Below are 22,813 nucleotides of genomic sequence, written 5' to 3' on the forward strand. Positions count from 1 at the left end.
TTCTACTAACGCTATGACGCCTACTGGTGCCTCGTTCAATCAAATGAGTTTCTGCCCTTTAAATACGTCATAACGCTATGTCTCCTAATCCAAATTCATTATCTCCTCTAAGGTCCTATCAGAAATATACGTGATGATAATCTGTATCTTTCCGTATTTCTTTTTAGCCATTTCTATAGCTTCGCTCTCGGACTTCGCCTCAAACCAACGAAGCTTCCACTTCTCGTCTTTGTCGTAAAACTCTACTGAATACGTCATAACGCTATTACGCTTCAAGAATTTGTCCACGGTACTTGTTGCGGTATAATCAAAACTTCCGACTACATCCTCTAGTGTTAGTTGTTTCATGCCCCTAACCCCATTGGACGCGATTTGATTTTATTCTTATCTGCCTGATCCATAATTAATGCGGCGATTTCTAGTTGATGCCTTCCTAGCTCTTTTGCTATTTCAAGAATATCTTTATCCTCATCCCACATTTCTCTTAATCGTATCACTTCGCTTTCATCAAACACTAAGTCCAACTCTTCCAAAGCAATATATAAGTTACGACGCGACTTCTTCATGTACTTTCCCTGCTGCAACGCCATTGTGTAATTCTCCTTTTCCAAATCCGTTCCAAGTCGTGGCATCCCATTTCCCCTCCAGTTGTAATTGATGAATTTCTCGTAACTCCGCCATAACGGCATGACGTCTTCTATCCACTTCTTCAGGACTGCGATTCCCTGCTTTGCAAATACACGGTGCAAATTGATAGCAGCCATTCCCCATATCGTTGCTAATTACTCCCGTTCCTTCACATACACACATCGTTTATTCCCCCTTTTAAAATGGCAATGCCTTTCTTCTGTAATCCTTTGTTTCTTTGAAAGTAATCGTTCTGAAATTATTGAGAATCCGCGATACAATTCGTTCATCGTATGCCTCGTCTAAACGCTTCCCTGTGAGGTTTGTGGTGAAGATAGTAGATTTACCTTGCCTACCATCGAAAACATCGAATAGTACCCTATTAATGAAGTTTGTTGCTTTCGTATTGGCATCTAATGCGCCTAACTCTGCTCCTAAATCATCGACAATTAACACTTCTGCTTTTACTAGACTTCGAATGATTGCATCTTCAGTTAGTGTGGATTCTTTGCTAAACGTACTTTTAATCTTCCGTAGCAATTCACCAACTGTAACGAAGACAACTGACTTCCCTGCTCCTGCAAGCTGATCCGCTATAGCGTAAGCAAGATGCGTTTTCCCTGCTCCACAATTACCGGCCATAATCGTATTGAAAATCTTTCCGTTGAGATAATCCGTAGCGATTACCTTTGCCAGTCCAAGGTTCTTCGTTCCTTCCTTGCTAGTAGGTTTGTAATTATCAAAATTAGCTTGTTTAATATTGCTATCGGCAATCATGCTTTGTTGATGGAATATGAACTTCTTCTCGTTTGCTTTATCCGCTTCGTATTTCGCTTGTTCTTGTTGCTGAAGCTTCTTACTATCGTTTTCAAGGAAGCATCGAGGGCAAACAACTTGTCCACCGAAATTCATCTTATTCATGCCATGTGTATCACACACATCAGAATCCATAGTCATATTCACCTTTTTGGCTATATCGGTTGGTATTGCTGCCGCTGCTCTCTGCATTGTTCCTCTCTCCCTTTTTAGATTTCATTTGAATTGTTAGTTGGTCGAACTTTTCACGTAACTTTCTAGGAGATAAAATGTTACCTTGCCAGAACGGATCAGCTTGGCACCAATCAATAACATCCTTAATCTCTTGTGGTTCTCTGTTGTCACGTTCTCGCATTAATCTAAATTCATTTGCCCAATTATTGAAGTTAGGTTCTTTTTGCTTAGGATTGTTAACCTTAATCTTTTCAAACAGATACTTAGCCCCATTGGTGTCGCAAGTTTCAAACTTGTGACGGGAAGATTTTTCTTTCTTCTTTTTATCTTTTTCTTTATCTAATTCTTTATCTTCTTCTATATCTGTATCATCACGTGACGTCACGCAAACGTCATTTTCTTCAACCTTATTTTCTAGTGCTAATTGCTGTTGTTTCTTACGTTCACGGTACTTTTTGTTTCGTTCTGCATTCAATTGTTTTACACGTTCTAACCCATCGATGTTCTGATGTTTCTCCCAATTCAAGATGCATATGTACTGATCATCAGTGATGTCTATCATTCCGAATTGCTTAAACGTTTGTAGTGCGAGTCTCACAGTTGCTATCGGTCTATTAAAAAGTGTTGAGAGCATTTCTTCTGTGAAAGGAATGTTTTTAATCAAGAAAATGTAACCATTGGCATTTGTTCTGCCCGCTTGAGACAACAATTTAATCCAAATAATTAGTAGTGTATCTGCATCTGGTAAACTTTCAATTAATCGAATCTTTTCATCTTCAAACATACTAGTAGAGAGCTTTATCCATTTAACATCTGCCATTTAATTCACCTTCTTCATCCAACATTCATAGCTCACATTGTCTTCCATGCCAGTAAACCGAACCTTTTCTCTTCCCCTAAATTTACCTTCATGATAAAAAGTTCTTTCTGCCCTATATATTCGTTTGATTGGCGTTACATAGTCATAACCGCGTTTTTCTAAATCCCGAACTGCTGTTAACATCTCTTTCATCGATCCACGCCTTACAGGTATCTTAAACATCACGCATTCGCCCTTTCGCATACCGCTATGTCGCCTTGAATTTTTATTATTTTATATCCTGGGTAGCGATTGGGAGTGATGTACTCAATCGCTTTTACTCTTGCTTCTTTTTCATTCCGTGCGCCCTTCCACACCCACTTCGGAAGGACGACTTTAGATTGATTTTTGTCTAACATAGGTTTAGCATCTCCTTAGTTTGTTTGTTCTATTTTTTCTACTTGTTCTTGCTCTTCAATTTCAGAAGTTTCTTTTTCAGCCTGTTTAACCCACTTTGTTAATTTCTTAAGTACTTCTCCAGCTTGTTTTAATGTCAATTCGCCAACTTCTTTAATACTTAAGTGTCCTTTAATCGTGTCTTCATCCACTTTTCGAAGGGTAGCTAATTTTTTTATGTTTAATTTAATTGCACCAACTTGTTGAGCAGTAATCATTTCCTCTTGAATCTCAGGTAAATCTTCACCTGCATAGATGTATAATCCTAATCCGTGAAGTGCAATTGCTTTTACTAAGCAACGTTGGATACTTGTGTTAATGTCAAAGCTGTTAGGCTCTGCAATCGGCTTGTTCTGATTGTTAAGTATCGGGTGAATCTGACTTAGTGGTAATCCTTGTACAGTTACTTCAACTTCTACAAAGTAACCACAATCCGTTTTAAGGTAAGGTACACCATCAAATCGCTTGATTTCCCATGTCGCTGTCGGTTCTACTTCACGAAGCTTTTTAACTGCCCATGCCCATGATAAGTAACTAAAGCGACCTTTCTTTTCAACATGTTCCGTGCAATCTATTTGAGCTAATTTAGAAAAGTAATTTTCAGTTATCATATGAATCTCCCTCTCTTTTAAAATGGTGCTATTTCCGTTTGTTTACTAGCTTCATACACTTCCATAAGTGACTGCAATCCGTATTCATAAGCTATAACCATTGAAGCAGCATTAGGTTCATCGCTTTGCTTATATCGTTCAACAAGACTCTTCATAATTTGAATTTCAGCTTCAATTTTGTTTTGTAGGACCACCTTATTCACCTGCTACTTTCTTCATCGAATGTTCTTCAACGTACTGTTTGATGCATTCGGATTCGGTATGGATTGGATCACCACTAAAATCAAGGTACCCTTCTCCGTAGAAGATTTCTCCACCACACCCTTGGCAATAATCCATGAAGTCTCTTGCTGATGAATCGTGATGGTTTCCGTAAGTAATTGGATTTTCAATCATTTTTTTGCATTCCTCCTTATTTACTGAGAGAAAACTTATGGTATAATATGGGTAGCTAATTTTAGGGAATGTTTTCTCTACATCGCTCGTTGCCATCGAGCGTTTTTTATTTTTTTAATAGCTAACTTTCTGAAAGTTTGTTAAAATTTAGTTACCGATATGTGTAACAACTGGCCTGTGCTTCTGTACGGGCTTTTTTGATGCTTTCAAACATCGGAATACTTATCTACGTTCACAAATTCTTAAAATCTTTATATAAAAATTTAGTGAACTATGTGTTAAACTTATTACATTCCAAGAAGTCCTTTACTTTTAGAATCGACAATTCTTCAATACCCTTAGTCTTGCCCTGCATCCCCTTGCAGGGCTTTTATCATTTAGCTAAAGTGATATACCTCTTGTATGTTTCCTCAACCTTATCTGCGCTGTTATGTACACCCTTTGATCTTAAATCCTTTATAATCCACAAGATTTTCTTTCGTTCATATTCATCACGTTGCTGTTTATTTATCATCTTGTGACCATCCTGTCTTTTTGTCCCAGACATCTATTCGGTGTACCAGGTATACGAATACACATATTGCTGCTGATACGATTAAAAGTGATAATGTGCTTTCTTCCATCATTTAAACCGCCTCCCTATCCATTTCTGGAATAATTCCGCGTTTCGTTAGAAGTTCGTTACACATGCTTCCAAGTCTCATTTCTTACAACCTTCCCTATAGTTGAATGTGATGTTCCGAATGTTCTAGCCATTGCTCTAGCTCCATATTTAGAGTGGCCTGGTTTGTAGTGTTTTCTTATCCATTCAATTTGTTCTTCAGTAAAAACAGCTGTATGAATCTGTTCACCTTTTGCGTTTAAATCATTTTTAATTGCATGTTTTTTATTTTCCTTATCTGTCACAAATTCCAAATTGCTTAATCTGTTATTAGTCTTATCTCCATCAATATGATTAACTTGCATCTTCTCTTCTTGGCACTTATTAAAAGATTCAATAACTAATCTGTGTATATAAAATCTCTTTTGTATTCCTTTTTCGTCAGTTAATCCTATTCTTAAATAACCTTTTTTGGTAACAACAGGTGTTAAGATTCTGCCTTTTACGCTATTCCCTCTTTTTATAACTGTTTTAACTCTACCTAGATTGCTAATCACATATATCCCTTCATAACCTATTAACTCTACCCATATCTCATTTTGCTCTTTTGATTCCACAGTTCATTTCCTCCAAACGATTAATTATGTACACCTGTCCTTTTGGAGCGACTCGCATTGTGATTCAAGTTAATGCTCATTTTTCTTCTCAAAAACTAGTTACCGTTCGAACTTTACCGAATCCTTCATTGTTGAAAACCTGTAATTGATTCATTTTCTTTCTCCTCCAGCCATTCGGTTGTCATTTTGACAACTTTTTGAGTAAAAAAAAGTTCATCTATTGATACTCCAAGTGCATTTGCTAAAATAGGTATCTTTTCAGCATCTAATCTTCTCTTGCCATTTTCTATGAAAGAAATAGCTGAAGCGTGACTAAAACCAAGACTCTTAGCCAGTTTTGATTGTGTTATATCTTTTTGTTTGCGAATATCTCTAACTCTGTTTCCAAATGTCATATCCGCCTCACCTCCTATAGTTGTCATTTCGACAACAACTTAATTTCATTATAAGTTGTCATTTCGTAAATGTAAACCCCTGTTTTGTCACTTTGTTTTAATTTTTTTTACAAATAGTGAAAAGTTGTCAAAAAGTATATATACTGTAATTAAAGAATAATACTTCGCAATGGGATCTTATTTATAAAGGGGAATAATAAAATTATGAACTTAAACGAAAGATTGAAAGCGTGCCGCGAAAAGAAGGGTTACACACAGACTTTCATCTCAGAAAAATTAGACGTAAACAAAGCCACTTTATCTAGTTACGAATCAGGAAGACGTAAACCTGACTACGAAACATTAACTAAACTAGCAGACATATACGAAGTTTCTATTGATTACTTATTAGGAAGAGCGATGCATCAAAAGTTAACAGTTAAAGAAACAGAAGAGATAAGTAAAGAAACTAACGAATGGATGACACTGATTAATCAACTATCAGAGGACAACAAAGAGTTGTTTAAATCAACAATTCAAAGCTTTATATCTAAAAACAAAACTCCGTAAGACTAATTACTGTCTACGGAGTTTTGTTTTACTCTTTTCCTTCGTTTGATAATTCTAGTAGCATTTCACGGAGATGTTCAATATTTACCCCTTCGACCGTCTCCATTATCAATAACTCTGTAACTAAATTCTCCATGTTCATTCCCCCTGCATCCTCTATATAATTTGTGAACAATTCACATTCGTTAATTATTTATTTTTTTTGAAAAATAGTTAACATTCCCTAAAACGACGAATGACATCTTCTAAAAAAAGAAGATGTCATTCATTAAATATATAATTTAAACGCCCGTCCCTGGATCAGACATTTTTAATGTAATTGTAAGTTGAGTATCCTTAGCTAACTGCTGAGGTTGCTTTTTTTGGCTATCAGAAGGAGTGAATAAAAATCCACCTGCCAAGGCTAAAATAGTAATAAGCGATAAAACCTTATTCATTTATGTATCACCTCACTCTCATAAATTATAACATTTTTTCTATATAATCCCTAGAGATTTCTTAGGTAATTGAGCATAAAAAATATTCCCTAATCGCTCAAACATATCTAGTGATCTCAATAACAGTTCTTTGTCATTTTTCGCTAGGCCTAAATAGTAAATTTGAAATGCGCTCAGTTCCCCGTTCTCTTCTTTCAACTTCATTAAAATTTCAATTGCATGTTCATTATTACCCTTTTGTATTTCTAAATATGCTTGTTCAGCAGCATGTAATGGTTTAATATTTTCTAAATCAACTTTATGATGTATTTTTAGAAACTCAATAGTATTAGCTATCATTGTTCTTCTCATTTCCATTTGATTACTCGACTCTTTCTCTAAAATGCTCAATGCTTTTTTCAGATAAAATATCGATTTGTCAAAGGATTCATCACATAGCATAAACGATTCTCCCAATACACCATATACTGTTGCTTCTACAACAGGAAAACGATTATTGATAGGTATACTTTGTATCACTTCTTCGCATATTTCTCTTAGTTTTTCTAGTTCGTATGCGGTTAAATGACCATGAATTGCACATTCCTTTATCTTATAAAAAAACGATTCTTTTAGATAAGGATCTTTAATATCATTTAGTTTCTCCATTAAAAAATCGGATTTGTTAACCATTAACTTGAAGTTACCTTGATCGTAAGCTGATAGCATTTCTATTTCTTCGGATAAAATCTCTAATTCTTTACTTTTTAATTTGAGGTATTTCTTTCTCTTATTTAATTCCAAAAGTAATTTTTCGCCTTTTATGTGTCCTTTATATCTTTTATAAATCAGTTCATACAAGCTTGCCCATTCGCGATTTTCTTTATTTGCTGAAGTCATTTCTTGGTCTACTAGTCGTTTTAAAAGTTCCAACTCTCCATGAGCCATTAAATAATTCATCGCAATTTTTTTATTAAGATGTCTTTTAGTATTAGTAAAGTATTTAGCGCAAAGATCTCGACGTAACTCTACATCATTAGGATAAGCGATTTTTAAAAGTTCTCCGTACTTGTCGAATCTAATTCCATCTTTCTCCTTAAAAAATTTAGAAACCGTCACGTTGCTTAAACTGATTTGTTTTGAAATATTTCTATCGCTTATTCCTTTAGCGTACAAATCATTTTGCAACTTCACTATTGAACTTTGCACAATCTTTGTCCTCCTTGTTGGACAAAAAAGACACGTTACCCTAGATTTCTTACATTTAAGGAAAACGCGTCACTATATCTAGGATGTGTGTTATAATTATGTACAAGACTTATGACAAGTGTTCCCCTAGGCACATTAGGGCGGACCGTGGAAGAGTGTTACCAGCACTACTTGCACAGCCATGAGTCTTTTTTACGTCCGTTTATTTTATTATTTTCATAATATCATATTTTTGCCAAAATTCAGTCGTGTGGTTATCAGAAAAATGTTGAGAAAGTTTGAAAATAGCTGTATATCAATGGTTTCTCACACTTACGGATAAGAATATGCAATAGTGCATCTTTCTGTATGAAGTACTCTTATGCATGTTTTACCGTATTAACCATGAAACTACGGTTCCCTTTTTTCATTTGTAATTTCTAGTGCAATTCTAGGACATAGTTCTAGTGCAATTCTGATACACAGTTCTGGCGTAATTCTGGGACACAGTTCTAGCGCAATTCTAGGACATAGTTCTAGTGCAATTCTGGGGCACATAATTATTGTTATTTATTAACGTGTATGATAATATTAGTTACGTAGAATAATTAATATATAAGTAACAACCCCTTCCCAGCCAAGGAAGGAGTTGATTGTGCAAAACGGTCTGCCAACCTTAAGCACTAATTTGTTCCTTATGTGAATTTTTCTTTCGGAAAATGTCTGCCAACTTTACCAGAAGAATTAATTCACATTGAAAGAGTACACAAAACAAATGAAACATTAACACACCAGGTATACCTAAATGAAAGTAAAGAGTTAACGGTATTGTTACTGTTGTAGCAAATACTATTGTGTAAATATGGTATCTAACATTTTCCAAAATTAGATTAGCTGTAATAGGAATATCCGCATTACGAAACGGAAGTAATTTTAAGTATGCATTATAAGACGTTCCTAGTATTACAGTAAATATTAGAAAATTAATTAAAGATTCTATCAAGATTAATCTTCCTTTCTATATTTAAATTATCTATATTAAACGGGAGCTATCCCGTGAATTTTAACAAAACAAAAACACTTAAGAGAACTGCTTTTTCTAAAGAGAATTTTTTAGTTATATTTGAAAATAAATATGTATGTACTTAATTAGCTACATTGAGTATGTTAAATTAAAATAACACCCGGTCTAGGGTTATTTTTTTTGATTAAGTAATACTCGTCCAGAACGTTGTAATAGGAATCATGTTCTTTCATATACTCCATTCGCTCTGCAATAATATTAAAAAGAATAGTATTCTCTCTAACTTCTTCCATAAAGACTTCTAATCCCTCTTTATCTTTATGAAACTGATAAAAACCGTCCTGCATTTCCGTAATTTCGTTATTCAGTTCAATGTGCCACAATCTCCCGCACCCTTTCCTTAAAATATTCTACATCGTTATTTGTTCCAGATAACTCAAATTTTGATACAATAGGCACTTCATATTTAGTAGAAATTTTGTCAGCACTTGCACCGAACATGTCTCCCCAGTTACGATTGCCGCTTGCAGATACGCCTTTTAATTTTTCATTATTGCGCTCTAAAAAGTCTAAAACACGTTCTGGTACATTGCCAAAACCTGTTGTATACGTAATAAGAATAAAGTCTTCATCTATTACTAAATCTTCATCAATTTGAACGGCCGGAATATTTAATTTGTGGATGAAACGCTTTACGTTTCCTGTCATAGAATCATATGTAACTAACACTTCCGCCCCTCCTTCTCCAATCAATATTCTTTGTATATCGTTTCTTGATTTCTCTATATATTGTATTACGTTTCAAAATAAGACACAAGATACATGTATAAATTCTTTCTTTTTTTAACTTCTACTTTTCGATATGATAGCCATTTTTTTTCAATACAATCACTATGAAACAACATTCTAAAACTCACGTCAATAAAGTGCTTTTCAAAAAAGTTGTCAACAAAATTAACCTTATTTTTAAAAAAGTTAACAATATATTTTGTCATAAAACGGTAGATGCTAGAGAAATATATTTCTCCAGCATCACGCAAAAAAGAACAGATATGAAACTATAATCTGTTCTAAAAAACGATTACATTTATTAATTTTATATTATTAAATATTATACATATACTTTTGTTGCTCATTACGTACTAAAAGATAACTATTATAGAAAAAGATTATTATTATGGAGTTTCAATTCATGTATGAAAAATTTATTTAGAGTACTCGATTCTTAAAGTTTCAAAATAAGACATAAGATATATATATAAAATCTTTCTTTTTTTAGTTTTTACTTTTCGATCTGATAACCATTTTCGTTCAATACAATGACTATGAATCATAGCATTGTACATACAGGAACATCTTTCGTTGCAACATACCTCTTTATCTCACCATTTTTCAGCTAATCCAAAATTGTATTTGCTAATTCTTTATCCATGTATCTCACATCAAAAATTAAATAACTCTATTCTTAATCAACAACATGTAAATAAAAAAGAATCCTACTAGTTTAGGATTCTTTTCTATTTTTTAGATAAAGTACATCCCCATCATAATTGTACCTTTTTTGATTTGGTGACTTTCTAAACAATACAAAAAGTTTACTTTTCACGAATAAAAATAATATATTTATAAAAACTTATATTTTACTCGCCCATCAATGCAGAATCATTTTCTATAAGGCATTCTGCAACTACTTTAATTAAACTAATTTCTTTTTTTAATTCGTTTTTATGTAAATAAGGGTGATATGTTTCCTCTTTTTTTGAACTTTTACTATGAATTAGGGCATTCCTTGTTTTATATATCCGATTTGAAATCCCCTTTATTATAGAATCCTTATCTCTATCCCAATTAATCGTGTTTCCATTTGAAAATGTGACTATACTATTTTGATAGAAAGTAAGTTCTTCAGCACTTAGTCTTTGTTTGAAATCATCCAAACTAATTATAAATTTATGCAATACATAATTTAGTGACTGTTGTTCATTCCCACTTCCATTCTCCTTAACCAACCTATTATCTTTAATTATTTTTTTAATTATATTAAACAATTGTTCATCATCCTTATAACTAAATCTCGGAGATGTAATGCTTGTTTTCAAAGTATTTATCTGTTGTTCTCGAAATACCTCATCAAAGAAATACTCAATTATATGATAATAAGAAATAAATGAAACAAATGGATCTTCAGATGATATCGCTAAATTATAATAATCAATCAAATTAGAATTGTATTTTCTTTTCGGCGCTTCAAAATCATCATTCATTTCTATTTTCCTTCTATTTGGAATACCTATAGCTTCTTCAATACTATATACTTTAATCGGAGTATTCATATTGCACATATATGTATAACTAAATGAGTTGATTGCTTCTCCTAGATTAATGTTCGATTCTACTGATTTGGTTATTTTTAGTGTTCCACACTCTATTGTCCTACCCATTATATCTAATAATGTGATTTCTTGACGATTACCCATTAACCTTCTCGTCATAGATCTACTTCTATTGAATAGCATCCTGTAGAGCCATCTTCCTCTTACTTCTTCCCAATTTGGAAGTTCCTCAAATAATTTTTTATAGAGCCAAACTGTGTAGTAATCTGAGCCCTCCATTTCCATCTTATACTTAACTTGATTATCTTCATCTTCAGTTTCTTTAATTATTCGATCTTCACGTAATCTAAATCGCTCCTTTGGAAGCGCTACTGCTATTTCGGCTAATTCATTACCATCATGATCATTGTAATAAATTGCAAATTCATCTTCCTCCAGATTTGTAATTTCATTAAAAATACGCAAAACCTCGTTAACTTCTATTACATTCAATGCCTCTCCTGGGAATTTCAATGAACCATCTATCAATGTAAGCCTAAACATAGTAGTTACTTTTTCTATGAATTCATTACCTGTCATATGCATCTCCCTTTAAATTAAAGAATTGAAAAAATTTTTTATAACGTTCAATCTATACTTTAACACAAATTAAAATTTATATATATTAATAAAATGTTTTATTTTAATACGTTTTCCACGTAACATTTGTGACACACTTTCAAAAGGTACAGGTACACCTTTTGATACGCACTCCTTCCCACAGTAAAACCATATCTCCCCCTATAAATCTGATAGAAAACATTATTCAATATTTGTACTACATAGGGGGAGGATTTTTAATTAAAAAGAGGCGAAATCATCCAATACCCATTAGGAAATTCTTATAATTATTAACAGCGAGGACTTCAGCTCTCTTTTTTTATTTTAATTCGACATAATATGACAATATAGTTGTAACTGGATTTGTTATGCTTGGGTTAAATCTTACATTTTAAAAGGGGATACACATGAACCTGACAAGAAAACAATTACTGGTAACTGTAGTTACCGGGATTATATTACTTTTCGTTATTACCTTTTTCACCCTATTTACTATAGTATCTGAACTAACATATGATCATCCTGATATACTTATCTATTCGTTCACTAAGACCTTAGTATGGTTTTTCTATTTATTCGCGCTGGTCACCATCATTACTTTTATTATTGCGCTTGTTAAATTAATAAATAAAAAGCCTATTAAAAAGACTTTTATTGTTACTGGTCTAACATTTTTAGTATCAATCAGCTTATTCTTTGGAATGGCATTGATAGCACCAAACATTCAAGAAGCGAATACCACTACTGGAAGTAAAACATTTTCCGAAGAAAAAGTAGATAGAATTATTTCCGATAACACAAGAAAAGAAAAAGAACTAAACGATAAAATCAAAGAACTCGAAGAGTTTAAAGGTAATAAAAATTATTATGATAAACTCAAGTCATATAATTCTTTGAAACAGTACATGACATATGATGAAGTTGTTGCTGCATTTGATGGAGACAAAGGTAATGGCGCCCCTAAATCCGGGGGTAAAGGTAAATCCTTTAAATGGGACCTTTACGCAGAAGAAGTTATATGCCATTTTTCTTATGATGATTCTAAAAATGCATACGTACTAATTTCATTTTTAAAACAAAAGAAACCGGATGTAAAAAAACACTAACTGTCATTTCTCAATGGCCAATATTTATTAACATGGTAAAATAATATTTGGATGGGAGTCCAATACATATTATTAAAATTAAGATGGTTCAAATCGGAGGAAGACACCTTAGGGTGTCTTTTTTTTCATTTCGACATAATATGACAAAATAGTTGTGATTATATTTGTTATGATAGTTCAGGTAAATCTTACATTTTAAACGCTGGGGGATACATACTATGAACAAAAAACTATTAACAACACTTACTTGTTTCGCTTTATTTATGGGATTAGCAGCATGTTCATCTAACGAAACAGCAAGTACTTCCAAAGAATCTAAAGCTGAGCAAGAAGCACAAAAGGAAGCTGAGAAAGCGAAGAAAGCTGAACAAGAGACGGCTGAAAAGCAACGCAAACAGCAAGAAGAGGCTATAAAAAAGGAACAACCAACAACTACTTCTGGTAACACTATTAAAGGCTTAAAAGACGAACTATCCATTGGTATGCCATTTAAAGATTATCTTGCTAAAAAGAAATCATTAAATGTAGAGAACCCCTTTAGTATTTCACTCGGAAAAGGTAATGTAGGTAGTGTTCTTCAAGCTCAAGATGGAGTATTAGTTGTATGTATTGATGGAGAAAAGATATTCGATTTAAAAACATTTAAAAATGTTGATGAAGCTAAAGAATACGAAAAGAGCTTAAAAGTAAAACAATAGATTCAATTCATATTTCTCAATCACCAATATAACTTAATATTATTAAAATTAAAGTGGTTCAAGTCGGAAGGCACCTTTGGGTGTCTTTTTTTTACCTATAAACTATTAATTGTTATATAATAATATTATTGTATTTTAGGAGGAAGATAAATGAATAAAAAACTAATCATTGGAATTATCGCTGTACTAGTAGCTATCATTGCTTCCGTAGCTATTTTTAAAGATTCCAAATCAGAAGATATGAAACCTAAGTATTCACAAAAAGATATGGATAAACTTATCGATCAACACTTTAATGAACAGCAAGAATTAAAAACACAAATCAAAGAGTTGAAATCTAAAGTAGACTCCTATGAAAAAGAGCAAACTAGGTCACTTCAAAAAACGACACAGCCGAGTCAAGAAACACCTAAACCGCAAGAACAACCAGAACAAGAACAAGAAAAGCCTAAAAGTGATTCGCCAACTACAACTGAGTATACTCTTCAACAATTAAAAGAGGCATTCCCAGTTGGCATGGAATTTAATCAATATGTAGAGAAGAAAAAAACGATGAATGTAGATCATCCTTTTAGTATTTCTCTAAAAAAAGGCAATGTTGGAAGTGTTATTCAAGCTAAAGATGGATTATTAGTAGTATGTGTTGATGGTAACAAAATATTTGACCTAAAAACATTTAGATCAACTGATGAAATTAAAGCATATGAGCAGAGTCTACGAGGAAAATAAAATACGGTTATTAAGCCGAGGAAGGCACCTTAGGGTGTCTTTTTTTATAACAAAAAGCACATGTTTATTCCCATGTGCTAACAGTATTCGCCGCAGAAAACATTAAGTTATTTTACCAATATATATCCTTCAAACGTAAGCTTTTCATATATTTATAATTCTTATATAAGTGATGGTCTTGGATTTTTTCTAAAATTTCTTTTGAGAAAGAATTATCATAACCTACTATACCATCCTGATTTAAAGTGAAGCTTTTCGTATTTCCATTATCCCCTTTGAAACAAATATCAATTGCTAATTCCTCTCCAGATAGCGCAACACCCATTGGAACAACCGATTCAATCTCTTTCATTACATTATCCCCCTTTTAAAGATATTTCTCCGCAATGAATCTTTACGCGTTCTTTCTTTATAAGTCGCACCATCAATCACTACTGCTAGTAAAAAACGTATCACTGTCATTATTTAATTTTCATTTATTTCCTCCTTTCTATATAATAGTTTACTACGCCTATCAATAATATGAGAACCCCTACTACATATCACTTGTATATATATGGTTATTTTTAATCATCATCAATGCTATAACAGACAGCTTTCAATCCGTATATATATGTAAAGACGTTTAGGTTTAGGTTTAGGGATCCAAGGTTCAAGTCGGAGGAAGGCACCTTAGGGTGTTTTTTTCTTACCTTTCGACAGAATATGACAAATTAAGAAGGTGTAATTTGCTATTATCATCTTATTATCAATATAAATTGTTATAAAAGGAGATATACATGCTAGAATTTAAAGGGCAACTAAGTACACTAGTAGTCACACCAACTAAAATTACTATTAAATACTCTCGTTTGATCGGTAGGGGATCTAAAGAAATCCAAATCAAAAGTCTTACGGGTATACAATTCAAACCACCAGGCTTCCTTTCACATGGTTATATCCAATTCGTTTTCCCTGGAAGCTCTGAAGTAAAAACTAGATCCACCTCTGACTTGGCAAAAGATGAAAATACTGTCATGTTTAATAAACATGAATATAACAATTTCTTAAAAGCAAAAGATTTAATAGAAGGGTACATGAACGAACAAGAAAAAAATACTTCCGCTTCTAATGACCATTCTTCTACAACAAATCCTGTAAATACCTATTCTGTCGCTGACGAAATCACTAAACTAGCTGCATTGAAAGATCAAGGGATTCTAACAGAAGAAGAGTTTACAGCAAAAAAGAAACAACTATTAGGAATATAATAAGGGGGCTTCGGCTCTCTTTTTTATTTCCATTCGACACGATATGACAATATACAGATGTTTATTTTGATATGATTATCCAGAAATCTTACATTATGTGATTCTCAAAATCTATATTATTTGAAAAGAGGCCCGATTATGGAAGCATTAATGGCATTATTCTTTTTAGCCGCACTTATATTTTTAGTATTGCTAATTGTCGCTGCTATTAGAAGAAAGAGTAAAAAGAAACTCGCTATTTCAGCAATTTCTTGTTTAATTTTATCAATGGTATTTTTCTCACTTTCTCCTAAAAGCGAAAAGGCTAAAGATACAAAAGTAAAAACAACTGCTGCTGAAGTAAAGCAAGAGGACAAAGATAAGCAAAAAGAAAATGAAGAAAAACAAAAAGCTGAGGAACAGAAAAAGTTAGACGAGCAAAAGAAGTTAGAAGAACAGAAAAAAGCCGAAGAGCAAAAGCAATTGGAAGAACAGAAAAAGGCTGAAGAGCAAAAGCGATTAGATGAACAACGTAAACAAGAAGAGGCTCAAAGACAACAGGAAGAACAAAAGAAACAACAAGAAGCAGCTCGAGCAAAAGAACAGGAGCAACAAGCTGCACCTAAACAAGAGAAAGTTCACTTTGCAAACTGTACAGATGCAAATAATGCTGGTTACTATGATATAACTCCAGATAGCCCAGCTTATGCTTCGCATTTAGATCGTGATGGCGATGGTGTAGCTTGTGAACGAAATAAAGGACATAAAAAATCTAGTAAAAAACATTAGATTGAAGAAAAAGCACTCTTATGAGCGCTTTTTTATTTCCATTCGACAAAATATGACAATATACAAATGACTTGTTTGCTACCATGAGATAAGCAATCTCACATTCTATATTTTATTGAACAAGTTAGGAAATCCATTTCCTGAAAATCCGGATGTGAAAATCCCGAATCCGGAAATCCATCACAATATAAGTAACCAAAAAAATCCAATATATAAATGAAGAACAATTAAATGTAATTGTTAATACCCTTCGTGAAGCAACAAAGGATGATTTAACCAATCGTAACTTTAAGTCTGTATTGAAAAAGATAATGGATAAATACAATCAGGGGAAAATCTCTAATTTTAAGGATTATTTGATTACGCCATTAGTTAATAAAATTGAAGACTTGGAGCTTCCTAGAATAAAAGAAAATGCAAAGAAGCAATTACACGAGAACAAGGTTGATTGAATCATGGTTACTCGTGCGCTTTCGGAGCATAAATATACAGAAAAAATTTCATTTTACGATTGATTAGCTTCATAAATGAATAATATCTTTGTATTACTCATTTTTCATATATTATAAATATGTTTTAGGGAGAGATTTTTATGAGCAATAATACGTTATTTATCAGTCATGCAACAAAAGATCATGGTTTAGTAGAAAAATTTATAGAATTTTTCAGAATGGGTCTAGAAATAAAAAAAGAAGAAATATATTGTACATCTGGAAAAACGACAAGGAAAATTAGAACTGGAGTTAACTTCGTTCAAGACATGCGAGATAACATCACTGAGGCAAAATTAATAGTTTTCATATTGACTCCTAATTTTTTTAACAGTAAATTTTGTCTTGCGGAACTTGGAGCGGCATGGGCTTTAGGTGGAGAAATATACCCCATCGCTATTCCACAAACTTCATTTGAAGAATTAGAATCTACACCTTTAAAAGGAATACAAGCTACGATGTTAAAATCTGTTGATGATATAGCAGCCTTAGCGGAAGATTTTGAAGAACGGGGTATTGTTAAGAAATTAAGTCATACAGAAGTTAGTTTACGTGCGAGAAATCTAATGAAGGATATCAAAAAATGTCGTTTTGAAAAAGAAGATATTATATCTGAAGAAGAATTTTCAGAATTAGAAAAGAATCTACAAGATCTATTAGAAATTAATAAACAACAAAAATTAGAAATTGAAAAATTAAAGAGTGAAAAAGAAGAATTAGTAACATTATTAGATTCAGTAAATAAATCAGCTGCCGCTAGTTACAAAAAGAAACATTCTTCATCTTGGGACTATTTCAATGAATTAATAGATGATACGAAGCGTACGATACTTAAATTAGATGATTTAGCTATATCAGCTATTTATCATAGCGAATTCCATAAAACGGATTACAAATTTTGGCCAGTAGTTAATGATGATTGGCTTTTAAGCAAAGCAAGAGACTTACAAGCACGTAAATTTATTGATTTGGATGATCAAGATATCACCCCGAATTATAATACTCCTTTAATTAAAGAAGTTTTAGATAAGTTAGTTACATTAAATTCTTATATTAACAACGAAGCTGATGAAGATGTGTATACTATATTTTTGCAAGTATATGATTTTGAATTAGACTTCTCTAATTTAGACTTTTGGGAAAAGGTACTTGATGTAAAAGTTTATATATAAAAATATTTATTTCATGTATATTCCCGGAGATATCAATAAAGAAATTTATATTAATATACAGACTGTTATACATAAAGAGGTGAGATTAAAATCAATGAATACAATAACTACCGTAGCAAATAAAGATGAACTTGAATATGCAATAAAGAATAAAGCCTCAACAATACTTTGTACAGGTGACCTTGCCAAGAAGGTAAATAGGTCTTATAAGATGAAAACTGTATCTAAATTTGTTTTACCAGTTTTAGCTGTATCTATTGCGGGTATTCCTTTTACAGCTGGTATGAGCACAACTGCCCTTATACCAGTAGCCACTTTAAGTGGACTCGAGATAACAGCTATTGTAGCAATTATATTTTTAGGATATACACTTGTTAAACAGATAATCGACAAATATGATAAAGTGTCTGTTAAAACAAACTCAAAAACAGGTGAGTTTGAAATCATCCTTGAAAAAAAATAGAAAAGCAAATCGAAGCGTGCTAATTTTGCACGTTTCATTTTATCGATTAAAAATTCACTCAAATTCAGATTGACATTTTTGATACTAAAGTTAAAGACCCTGCTATTCAAAATAGCAGGGTCTTAATATAGTAAAGTGAGTACCTCTTACATTTTAGGTACTACGCATAGTCTAGTAATTTAATGGTATCATGCAACCACTATGTGAGCTATTTTACGTATCTTACTTTAGCTTTTCTTAATGCCCACTTAATTTCAGATGGAAGTAAGGTATGTTCCTTACCTTTTTCATCTACACATATAAAACGATGCTCTTCTCCATCACAATCATCCTCATATTCATAACGAAGAAATGTAACAACTTGACCTTCTTTTAAATCATGTTCACAAACATTAGTTTCTTTTACAATTGCTTTTAAACCTGGTCGTAGTATCACTTTGACCACCTCTAATTTTGTAAATTTGCATGATAAAAATCATTATACAGCAAAAATCTCCATTCTTACAACGCATTTTTTAGATAAAATAATATTTTTCACAATTACATTCCATATATTTGCACACATAAATAAGCAAAAGAGTTTAATTTCATGTTGGTTTCAGCTAGTATAATAATATAAATTACAGATGGGAGAGATATTATGAGTTCTATTCAAATTGATTCATCTGGTCAAAAGTATGTTGAAATTGAAACCGTTGCTAACAAGGAGAGTTTAAGAATTTCCTTTATTAAAGATGGATTCACAGACAAGCCTTGTCTACGTATCAATATTCGTCCTCATGGAAAGAAGCTTCGCCAAGGTCCTGAGTTCTCAATTGATAAGCTTCCTGAGATTCAAGCCCAGCTTACAGAGTTATTGTTGGAATTACAAAACGAAAAATAATAAAATTAAAAGAGAGAATACTATTAATATAGTCACCTCTCTTTCTATACAAAATATAGATTTTGTTCACTTTTACGATACATTTATGAAACATTCATATGTTACGTTATAAAAGTCCTTTTTTGAATCATTTTCATTCTGTCAAAAAGTCCTAGCCCCTCTAGGGCTTTTTACGTTTAAATAAAGATATATACCGTATTTCTCAATGCATAAAATTACTTAACATGATAAAATAATACTCGAATGGGAGTCCAATACATATTATTAAAATTAAAGTGGTTCAAGTCGAAGGAAGGCACCTTTGGGTGTCTTTTCTTTATTTCCAAAAAGGGTATCGAGGGACTAGCCTTTTCTAATTTGAAAGTAAACTTTTGAATATAAATTCACAAAAAAAGTTTGAGTTCTATACTTCTTACCCCATAAATAATTTAGTTTTCTTCCAATCATTGACTTGAGATTCACTACTAATAGAACTAATTATTTTTAAATCTTTTCATATCAATTGTATAGTTTGAATATTCAATTAAATATTTATAAATAAATTCAAATGTTAGAAAATACAAATAATATGGTATTGTTATTTATGTAATATTCATTCCAAAAAAGGGGGATTTTTCATGTTCAAGAAAGTAATAATTGGAACATTAGCAACTGGAATTATGTTATCTGGTGCTGGAGGAGTATTTGCGGAAACACCTACTGATACAGGTGTAAAATTAAAAACGATTGATAATAAAAAAAGTTTTGTTAAGAAAAAAGAAAAGCAAGACTTTCCTGGTTACAAATCAAAAGGGGAAATACCTACTGTAAAAGAGTGGGATGGAGTGACTTGGTATTTAAAAGGAGCAACTGAAGTAAGTAAAAATTCATGGACAGGACATTATGAAGGATGGCGAACAAGTAATAATTAAGAAACTTTAATTAAGTTTTCCAAGAAAACAAGCAAACAAATAAAAAGAAGACCGAAATAGATTGTTATTCTAGTTCGGTCTTCTTTTTATTTTAAATTCATTAATAATTAATTTTTTCATATCACTATAAAATACCATTATTAACATCCCTAATATAGTTATAAATAAAGAAATTCCTTCAATGCCATTTTTCAAAATTAAGATGGTTCAAGTCCCAGGAAGGCACCTTTGGGTGTCTTTTCTTTATGCATAAAAAAGCCTTATCTTCCTATAAAATAGATAAGACCTTTATATACTACCTATTATCCGATTCATCAATTTTATCATAAACACATTTAACTTCTCCAAAAAGACCACCTGTATCCCATTCGCCACCATAATGAGCACAATTCAAAGGGGTACGATCGTTTCGCATACTTGGATTTGAAGATGATTCATAGCCATTATTTACAATACTACCAACAATAAATATCCCTCCGATTACAAATACTACAGCAACGATTAAGAGTGTTTTCCTAAATAAAAAACAAGAGTAATCACAAAGACTACTCTTGTTTATTTTCCTTCTCTTCTTTTTCAATTTCAAAATCCCCTTATATTCAAAGCTAGTTAACATATGCTCTTTCTAAAATAGGGTACAGAAACCAAGAGTAATTGCAAGAACTACTCTTGTTTTTTTGCTTTCTCTTCTTTTTCAATTTTAGATACCGATTTTGCTGGTTTTTTCATGTAGTTATCATATAGTTCTCCAGAACATCCAAAATGATCTTCAAAATTCTCTGTGGTACTAATACTTGCTACAAACCACAATTCTTGATCACCATTTATATATCCTTTTATAGTAGGGATTCCCATCGGATTCAACTCTTGTTTTGTAAACGTAATAGATTTCACATCTTTAATATTGTAATGAACATATTTTTCTACTCTTGTTTCTTGTGTTTTCCAAAACTTTTCTTCTTTTTCTTTTTGTTTTAAGTATTCCATTGTAAAATACCCTCCTGCTATAATACAAATAATGGATATGAAAATTACCAACTTCTTCTTCATAGGAAATCCCCTTATATTTCAATATAGTTAAAATATACCATGAAATGAGTTGAAACATATGAGTGAATTTAAAAAGAATACCATTGCAACAGATGAAGATTTTTTCAAACTATCAAGTGATGTTTATAACGATGAATTTTTACAAAAAGGAGCCTCAATAGAAGGGGTTAATGGTCAAACCTGGAGGGTCATAGAATCAATAGATGCAGATTCTCAAAAAGTAAAAAATGGATTAGAAGCTATCGCGGTAGTACCAGCAGACAAATATAATGAAAATGCAACACATTATGATGAGATAATCCTAGCATTTCGTGGGACAGAGCCTAACCAATTAGCAGATTTCGAAACAGATATCGATCAGATTACGTTTGGAATTAAAACACATTCTAAAGTAATTACTCCAAGTAACAGTCAAACTATAAAACCTGATTCTGAAACATCATTTGATACTGGATTAAAATGGACAAAAAATGACATCGTAGCAAAATATAACCCTTCTTCTCTTCATACCACTGGACATAGTAAAGGTGGTGCAGAAGCAGACCTTATCGCTGCAGAATTAGATTGTTATGCAACTACATATGCTGCACCGAATCCCTATCGTATACTAAGTCCTGAAGCAAAAAGACGAGTAGATGAAGGGAAAATGGAGAATAAAGCAACTGATTATACACATGAAAATGACCCGATTGGTAACCACACTCAATTCGGTGCACCTCTAATTGGTAAGCAATACACAGTGAGGCAAAACGATACAAAACAAGGACTTTTTACACGTTTAACTATGGACGGACACGGCAGAGATACATTTAAGGGATCCTTTCATTCAAATGGAAGTCCTATATTAAAATTAGAACCTGAAGACATTATAAGACAAGCAAAAAAAATTCAAACACTCAGCAATCGATTATCAGATATCGCAAAAAATATAGAAGAGTTTCAAAGAAACGAAGCTGAAGCAGTTCAAAAGTTAAAAAATCAATTAAAACATGAAACAGGGCCAGGTGGAAGATATCATTTATTAGAAGAACACGAAGTAGATGAAGCCATCTCAAAAATTGCTAAAATTAGAAAAGGTGGAAATGACTATTTTCATGACGCAAACCTAGCAGAAGAATTAATCCATCTTTTAAAAAAAGAACAAAAGAGTTTAAGCCGATTCGGAGATGATATTAGTGATGCAGCAAATTCACTAAGAGATAAAGACAACCAATTAGCATCAAATTTTCAAATTAAATAAGGGGATAATTATATGATCGATTTTATGGGAGAAATTAAAAAGATAGAAAAACAAATCGAAAACGCTGCAGGAGCTACGGGAGATTTAGCAAATCAGGTTGTTGATGAATTACAAGCTGCTAAAAAACAAATTGAAAAAGAAATGCAGCGTATGATGTTAAAAACAGAGGTAGAGTTTAAATCAATAGATATTATAAAAGAAGATACATATGCTCTTCAAAAAAACATAGGGATATTTCACGATTTACAAACAAATACAAGAGATATAGCATCAGAACTAGAGAAAAGTTTCGAAAGTAAAACTGGTAGTAAAATAAATGAAACATTAAAAAAATATGAAAAACAAATTAACAACAAAATTTTTAATGAGCATGTTCACTTGGCAAACAGTTGCGGAAAAAAATAAGGGAAATAGAAAAAAAGTCCTCTTAATATAGGACTCTTTTTTTGT

33 protein-coding genes and 2 pseudogenes are annotated in these 22,813 nt (G+C 32.3%); 12 read left to right on the forward strand and 23 right to left on the reverse strand.

Annotated features, from left to right (window positions below):
- Window positions 1-84 precede the first annotated feature (84 nt).
- The 13 genes from M1D73_RS29180 to M1D73_RS29240 all read right to left on the reverse strand — a co-directional run bounded on the left by M1D73_RS29180 (window position 85) and on the right by M1D73_RS29240 (window position 5,492).
- Window positions 85-348, reverse strand: a complete 264-nt coding sequence (locus tag M1D73_RS29180; RefSeq protein WP_139847239.1) for a hypothetical protein — start codon at window positions 346-348, stop codon at window positions 85-87.
- Entirely contained in the window at window positions 345-590 is a 246-nt protein-coding gene (locus M1D73_RS29185; RefSeq protein WP_002094320.1) for a hypothetical protein, read from the reverse strand. Before M1D73_RS29185 ends, M1D73_RS29180 begins: the two co-directional genes overlap by 4 nt.
- Window positions 547-810 carry a hypothetical protein gene (locus M1D73_RS29190; RefSeq protein ID WP_336458780.1) on the reverse strand — a complete coding sequence of 88 codons (264 nt, stop codon included), beginning with the start codon at window positions 808-810 and terminating at the stop codon, window positions 547-549. Before M1D73_RS29190 ends, M1D73_RS29185 begins: the two co-directional genes overlap by 44 nt.
- A gap of 15 nt (window positions 811-825) precedes the next feature.
- A complete protein-coding gene (locus M1D73_RS29195) occupies window positions 826-1,584 on the reverse strand; it encodes an ATP-binding protein (protein ID WP_336458792.1) in 759 nt (252 codons plus the stop codon).
- Window positions 1,568-2,437 (reverse strand): phage replisome organizer N-terminal domain-containing protein, encoded by an 870-nt coding sequence (locus tag M1D73_RS29200; protein WP_336458779.1) that lies wholly within the window; start codon window positions 2,435-2,437, stop codon window positions 1,568-1,570. The genes M1D73_RS29195 and M1D73_RS29200 overlap by 17 nt, the downstream gene beginning before the upstream one ends.
- Window positions 2,438-2,659: a hypothetical protein gene (locus tag M1D73_RS29205; RefSeq protein WP_086385249.1), complete on the reverse strand. Its 222-nt coding sequence runs from the start codon at window positions 2,657-2,659 to the stop codon at window positions 2,438-2,440.
- Window positions 2,659-2,835, reverse strand: a complete 177-nt coding sequence (locus M1D73_RS29210) for a hypothetical protein (RefSeq protein WP_176265134.1) — start codon at window positions 2,833-2,835, stop codon at window positions 2,659-2,661. The genes M1D73_RS29205 and M1D73_RS29210 overlap by 1 nt, the downstream gene beginning before the upstream one ends.
- Before the next feature lie 15 nt (window positions 2,836-2,850).
- On the reverse strand, window positions 2,851-3,483 hold the full coding sequence (locus M1D73_RS29215; RefSeq protein WP_336458778.1) for a Sak single strand annealing protein: 633 nt from the start codon (window positions 3,481-3,483) through the stop codon (window positions 2,851-2,853).
- Window positions 3,484-3,500: 17 nt separating this feature from the next.
- On the reverse strand, window positions 3,501-3,677 hold the full coding sequence (locus M1D73_RS29220; protein WP_336458777.1) for a hypothetical protein: 177 nt from the start codon (window positions 3,675-3,677) through the stop codon (window positions 3,501-3,503).
- A gap of 1 nt (window position 3,678) precedes the next feature.
- Window positions 3,679-3,879 carry a hypothetical protein gene (locus M1D73_RS29225; RefSeq protein WP_000572098.1) on the reverse strand — a complete coding sequence of 67 codons (201 nt, stop codon included), beginning with the start codon at window positions 3,877-3,879 and terminating at the stop codon, window positions 3,679-3,681.
- Window positions 3,880-4,382: 503 nt separating this feature from the next.
- Window positions 4,383-4,505 (reverse strand): hypothetical protein, encoded by a 123-nt coding sequence (locus tag M1D73_RS29230; protein ID WP_302851246.1) that lies wholly within the window; start codon window positions 4,503-4,505, stop codon window positions 4,383-4,385.
- Window positions 4,506-4,560: 55 nt separating this feature from the next.
- The gene (locus M1D73_RS29235) at window positions 4,561-5,097 is read right to left on the reverse strand and encodes an NUMOD4 domain-containing protein (RefSeq protein ID WP_336458776.1); all 537 of its coding nucleotides are present in this window, start codon (window positions 5,095-5,097) and stop codon (window positions 4,561-4,563) included.
- Window positions 5,098-5,222: 125 nt separating this feature from the next.
- Window positions 5,223-5,492 (reverse strand): helix-turn-helix domain-containing protein, encoded by a 270-nt coding sequence (locus M1D73_RS29240; RefSeq protein ID WP_440046524.1) that lies wholly within the window; start codon window positions 5,490-5,492, stop codon window positions 5,223-5,225.
- A 204-nt stretch (window positions 5,493-5,696) separates the two neighbouring features.
- Here M1D73_RS29240 and M1D73_RS29245 point away from each other — a divergent pair, with 204 nt between their 5' ends.
- Complete coding sequence (locus M1D73_RS29245) at window positions 5,697-6,041, forward strand: helix-turn-helix domain-containing protein (protein ID WP_001052323.1); 345 nt, start codon at window positions 5,697-5,699, stop codon at window positions 6,039-6,041.
- 281 nt (window positions 6,042-6,322) lie between these two features.
- Here M1D73_RS29245 and M1D73_RS29250 read toward each other — a convergent pair whose 3' ends face one another.
- The 6 genes and pseudogenes from M1D73_RS29250 to M1D73_RS29275 form a co-directional block, all read right to left on the reverse strand.
- The gene (locus M1D73_RS29250) at window positions 6,323-6,478 is read right to left on the reverse strand and encodes a hypothetical protein (protein ID WP_336458774.1); all 156 of its coding nucleotides are present in this window, start codon (window positions 6,476-6,478) and stop codon (window positions 6,323-6,325) included.
- A gap of 39 nt (window positions 6,479-6,517) precedes the next feature.
- Window positions 6,518-7,666: an AimR family lysis-lysogeny pheromone receptor gene (locus M1D73_RS29255; protein WP_336458773.1), complete on the reverse strand. Its 1,149-nt coding sequence runs from the start codon at window positions 7,664-7,666 to the stop codon at window positions 6,518-6,520.
- A 1,188-nt stretch (window positions 7,667-8,854) separates the two neighbouring features.
- Window positions 8,855-9,052: pseudogene (locus M1D73_RS29260) on the reverse strand (hypothetical protein); the annotation flags it as partial.
- Window positions 9,039-9,398 carry a class Ib ribonucleoside-diphosphate reductase assembly flavoprotein NrdI gene (gene nrdI / locus M1D73_RS29265; RefSeq protein WP_336458772.1) on the reverse strand — a complete coding sequence of 120 codons (360 nt, stop codon included), beginning with the start codon at window positions 9,396-9,398 and terminating at the stop codon, window positions 9,039-9,041. The pseudogene M1D73_RS29260 and the gene nrdI, both read right to left, overlap by 14 nt.
- Window positions 9,399-10,020: 622 nt before the next feature.
- Window positions 10,021-10,101, reverse strand: a pseudogene (locus M1D73_RS29270) (abortive phage infection protein); the annotation flags it as partial.
- Between the two features lie 208 nt (window positions 10,102-10,309).
- Window positions 10,310-11,581, reverse strand: a complete 1,272-nt coding sequence (locus M1D73_RS29275) for a hypothetical protein (RefSeq protein ID WP_336458771.1) — start codon at window positions 11,579-11,581, stop codon at window positions 10,310-10,312.
- A 428-nt stretch (window positions 11,582-12,009) separates the two neighbouring features.
- On the opposite strand from M1D73_RS29275, the gene M1D73_RS29280 reads away from it, so the two are divergent.
- The 3 genes from M1D73_RS29280 to M1D73_RS29290 all read left to right on the forward strand — a co-directional run bounded on the left by M1D73_RS29280 (window position 12,010) and on the right by M1D73_RS29290 (window position 14,135).
- Window positions 12,010-12,708 carry a succinate dehydrogenase/fumarate reductase transmembrane subunit gene (locus M1D73_RS29280; protein ID WP_349917520.1) on the forward strand — a complete coding sequence of 233 codons (699 nt, stop codon included), beginning with the start codon at window positions 12,010-12,012 and terminating at the stop codon, window positions 12,706-12,708.
- Between the two features lie 218 nt (window positions 12,709-12,926).
- Entirely contained in the window at window positions 12,927-13,406 is a 480-nt protein-coding gene (locus tag M1D73_RS29285; RefSeq protein WP_481158050.1) for a hypothetical protein, read from the forward strand.
- Between the two features lie 150 nt (window positions 13,407-13,556).
- The gene (locus tag M1D73_RS29290; protein WP_336458768.1) at window positions 13,557-14,135 is read left to right on the forward strand and encodes a hypothetical protein; all 579 of its coding nucleotides are present in this window, start codon (window positions 13,557-13,559) and stop codon (window positions 14,133-14,135) included.
- A 112-nt stretch (window positions 14,136-14,247) separates the two neighbouring features.
- On the opposite strand, the gene M1D73_RS29295 is transcribed toward M1D73_RS29290, so the two are convergent.
- Complete coding sequence (locus M1D73_RS29295) at window positions 14,248-14,487, reverse strand: hypothetical protein (protein ID WP_440046521.1); 240 nt, start codon at window positions 14,485-14,487, stop codon at window positions 14,248-14,250.
- 427 nt (window positions 14,488-14,914) lie between these two features.
- On the opposite strand from M1D73_RS29295, the gene M1D73_RS29300 reads away from it, so the two are divergent.
- From M1D73_RS29300 to M1D73_RS29315, 4 genes are all read left to right on the forward strand, one after another.
- Window positions 14,915-15,385: an SHOCT domain-containing protein gene (locus M1D73_RS29300; RefSeq protein ID WP_336458766.1), complete on the forward strand. Its 471-nt coding sequence runs from the start codon at window positions 14,915-14,917 to the stop codon at window positions 15,383-15,385.
- A 267-nt stretch (window positions 15,386-15,652) separates the two neighbouring features.
- Window positions 15,653-16,153 (forward strand): excalibur calcium-binding domain-containing protein, encoded by a 501-nt coding sequence (locus M1D73_RS29305; protein ID WP_336458791.1) that lies wholly within the window; start codon window positions 15,653-15,655, stop codon window positions 16,151-16,153.
- A gap of 592 nt (window positions 16,154-16,745) precedes the next feature.
- Complete coding sequence (locus tag M1D73_RS29310) at window positions 16,746-17,816, forward strand: toll/interleukin-1 receptor domain-containing protein (RefSeq protein WP_336458765.1); 1,071 nt, start codon at window positions 16,746-16,748, stop codon at window positions 17,814-17,816.
- Window positions 17,817-17,910: 94 nt separating this feature from the next.
- On the forward strand, window positions 17,911-18,279 hold the full coding sequence (locus M1D73_RS29315) for a hypothetical protein (RefSeq protein ID WP_336458764.1): 369 nt from the start codon (window positions 17,911-17,913) through the stop codon (window positions 18,277-18,279).
- 208 nt (window positions 18,280-18,487) lie between these two features.
- Here M1D73_RS29315 and M1D73_RS29320 read toward each other — a convergent pair whose 3' ends face one another.
- The gene (locus M1D73_RS29320; RefSeq protein ID WP_025118321.1) at window positions 18,488-18,715 is read right to left on the reverse strand and encodes a hypothetical protein; all 228 of its coding nucleotides are present in this window, start codon (window positions 18,713-18,715) and stop codon (window positions 18,488-18,490) included.
- A gap of 204 nt (window positions 18,716-18,919) precedes the next feature.
- On the opposite strand from M1D73_RS29320, the gene M1D73_RS29325 reads away from it, so the two are divergent.
- Window positions 18,920-19,162, forward strand: a complete 243-nt coding sequence (locus M1D73_RS29325; protein WP_025118320.1) for a hypothetical protein — start codon at window positions 18,920-18,922, stop codon at window positions 19,160-19,162.
- 617 nt (window positions 19,163-19,779) lie between these two features.
- Entirely contained in the window at window positions 19,780-20,073 is a 294-nt protein-coding gene (locus M1D73_RS29330; protein ID WP_000475232.1) for an LCI fold-containing protein, read from the forward strand.
- 295 nt (window positions 20,074-20,368) lie between these two features.
- Here the strand turns inward: M1D73_RS29330 and M1D73_RS29335 are convergent, their stop codons facing one another.
- Window positions 20,369-20,632 carry a hypothetical protein gene (locus tag M1D73_RS29335; RefSeq protein WP_336458790.1) on the reverse strand — a complete coding sequence of 88 codons (264 nt, stop codon included), beginning with the start codon at window positions 20,630-20,632 and terminating at the stop codon, window positions 20,369-20,371.
- 104 nt (window positions 20,633-20,736) lie between these two features.
- Complete coding sequence (locus M1D73_RS29340) at window positions 20,737-21,123, reverse strand: DUF1433 domain-containing protein (protein ID WP_070179603.1); 387 nt, start codon at window positions 21,121-21,123, stop codon at window positions 20,737-20,739.
- 58 nt (window positions 21,124-21,181) lie between these two features.
- Here M1D73_RS29340 and M1D73_RS29345 point away from each other — a divergent pair, with 58 nt between their 5' ends.
- Both M1D73_RS29345 and M1D73_RS29350 read left to right on the forward strand, forming a co-directional pair.
- Window positions 21,182-22,363 carry an alpha/beta hydrolase family protein gene (locus M1D73_RS29345; protein WP_336458763.1) on the forward strand — a complete coding sequence of 394 codons (1,182 nt, stop codon included), beginning with the start codon at window positions 21,182-21,184 and terminating at the stop codon, window positions 22,361-22,363.
- Window positions 22,364-22,375: 12 nt separating this feature from the next.
- Entirely contained in the window at window positions 22,376-22,768 is a 393-nt protein-coding gene (locus M1D73_RS29350) for a hypothetical protein (protein WP_336458762.1), read from the forward strand.
- The last annotated feature ends 45 nt before the right edge of the window (window positions 22,769-22,813 follow it).

The organism is Bacillus sp. PK3-067, from assembly GCF_056738645.1.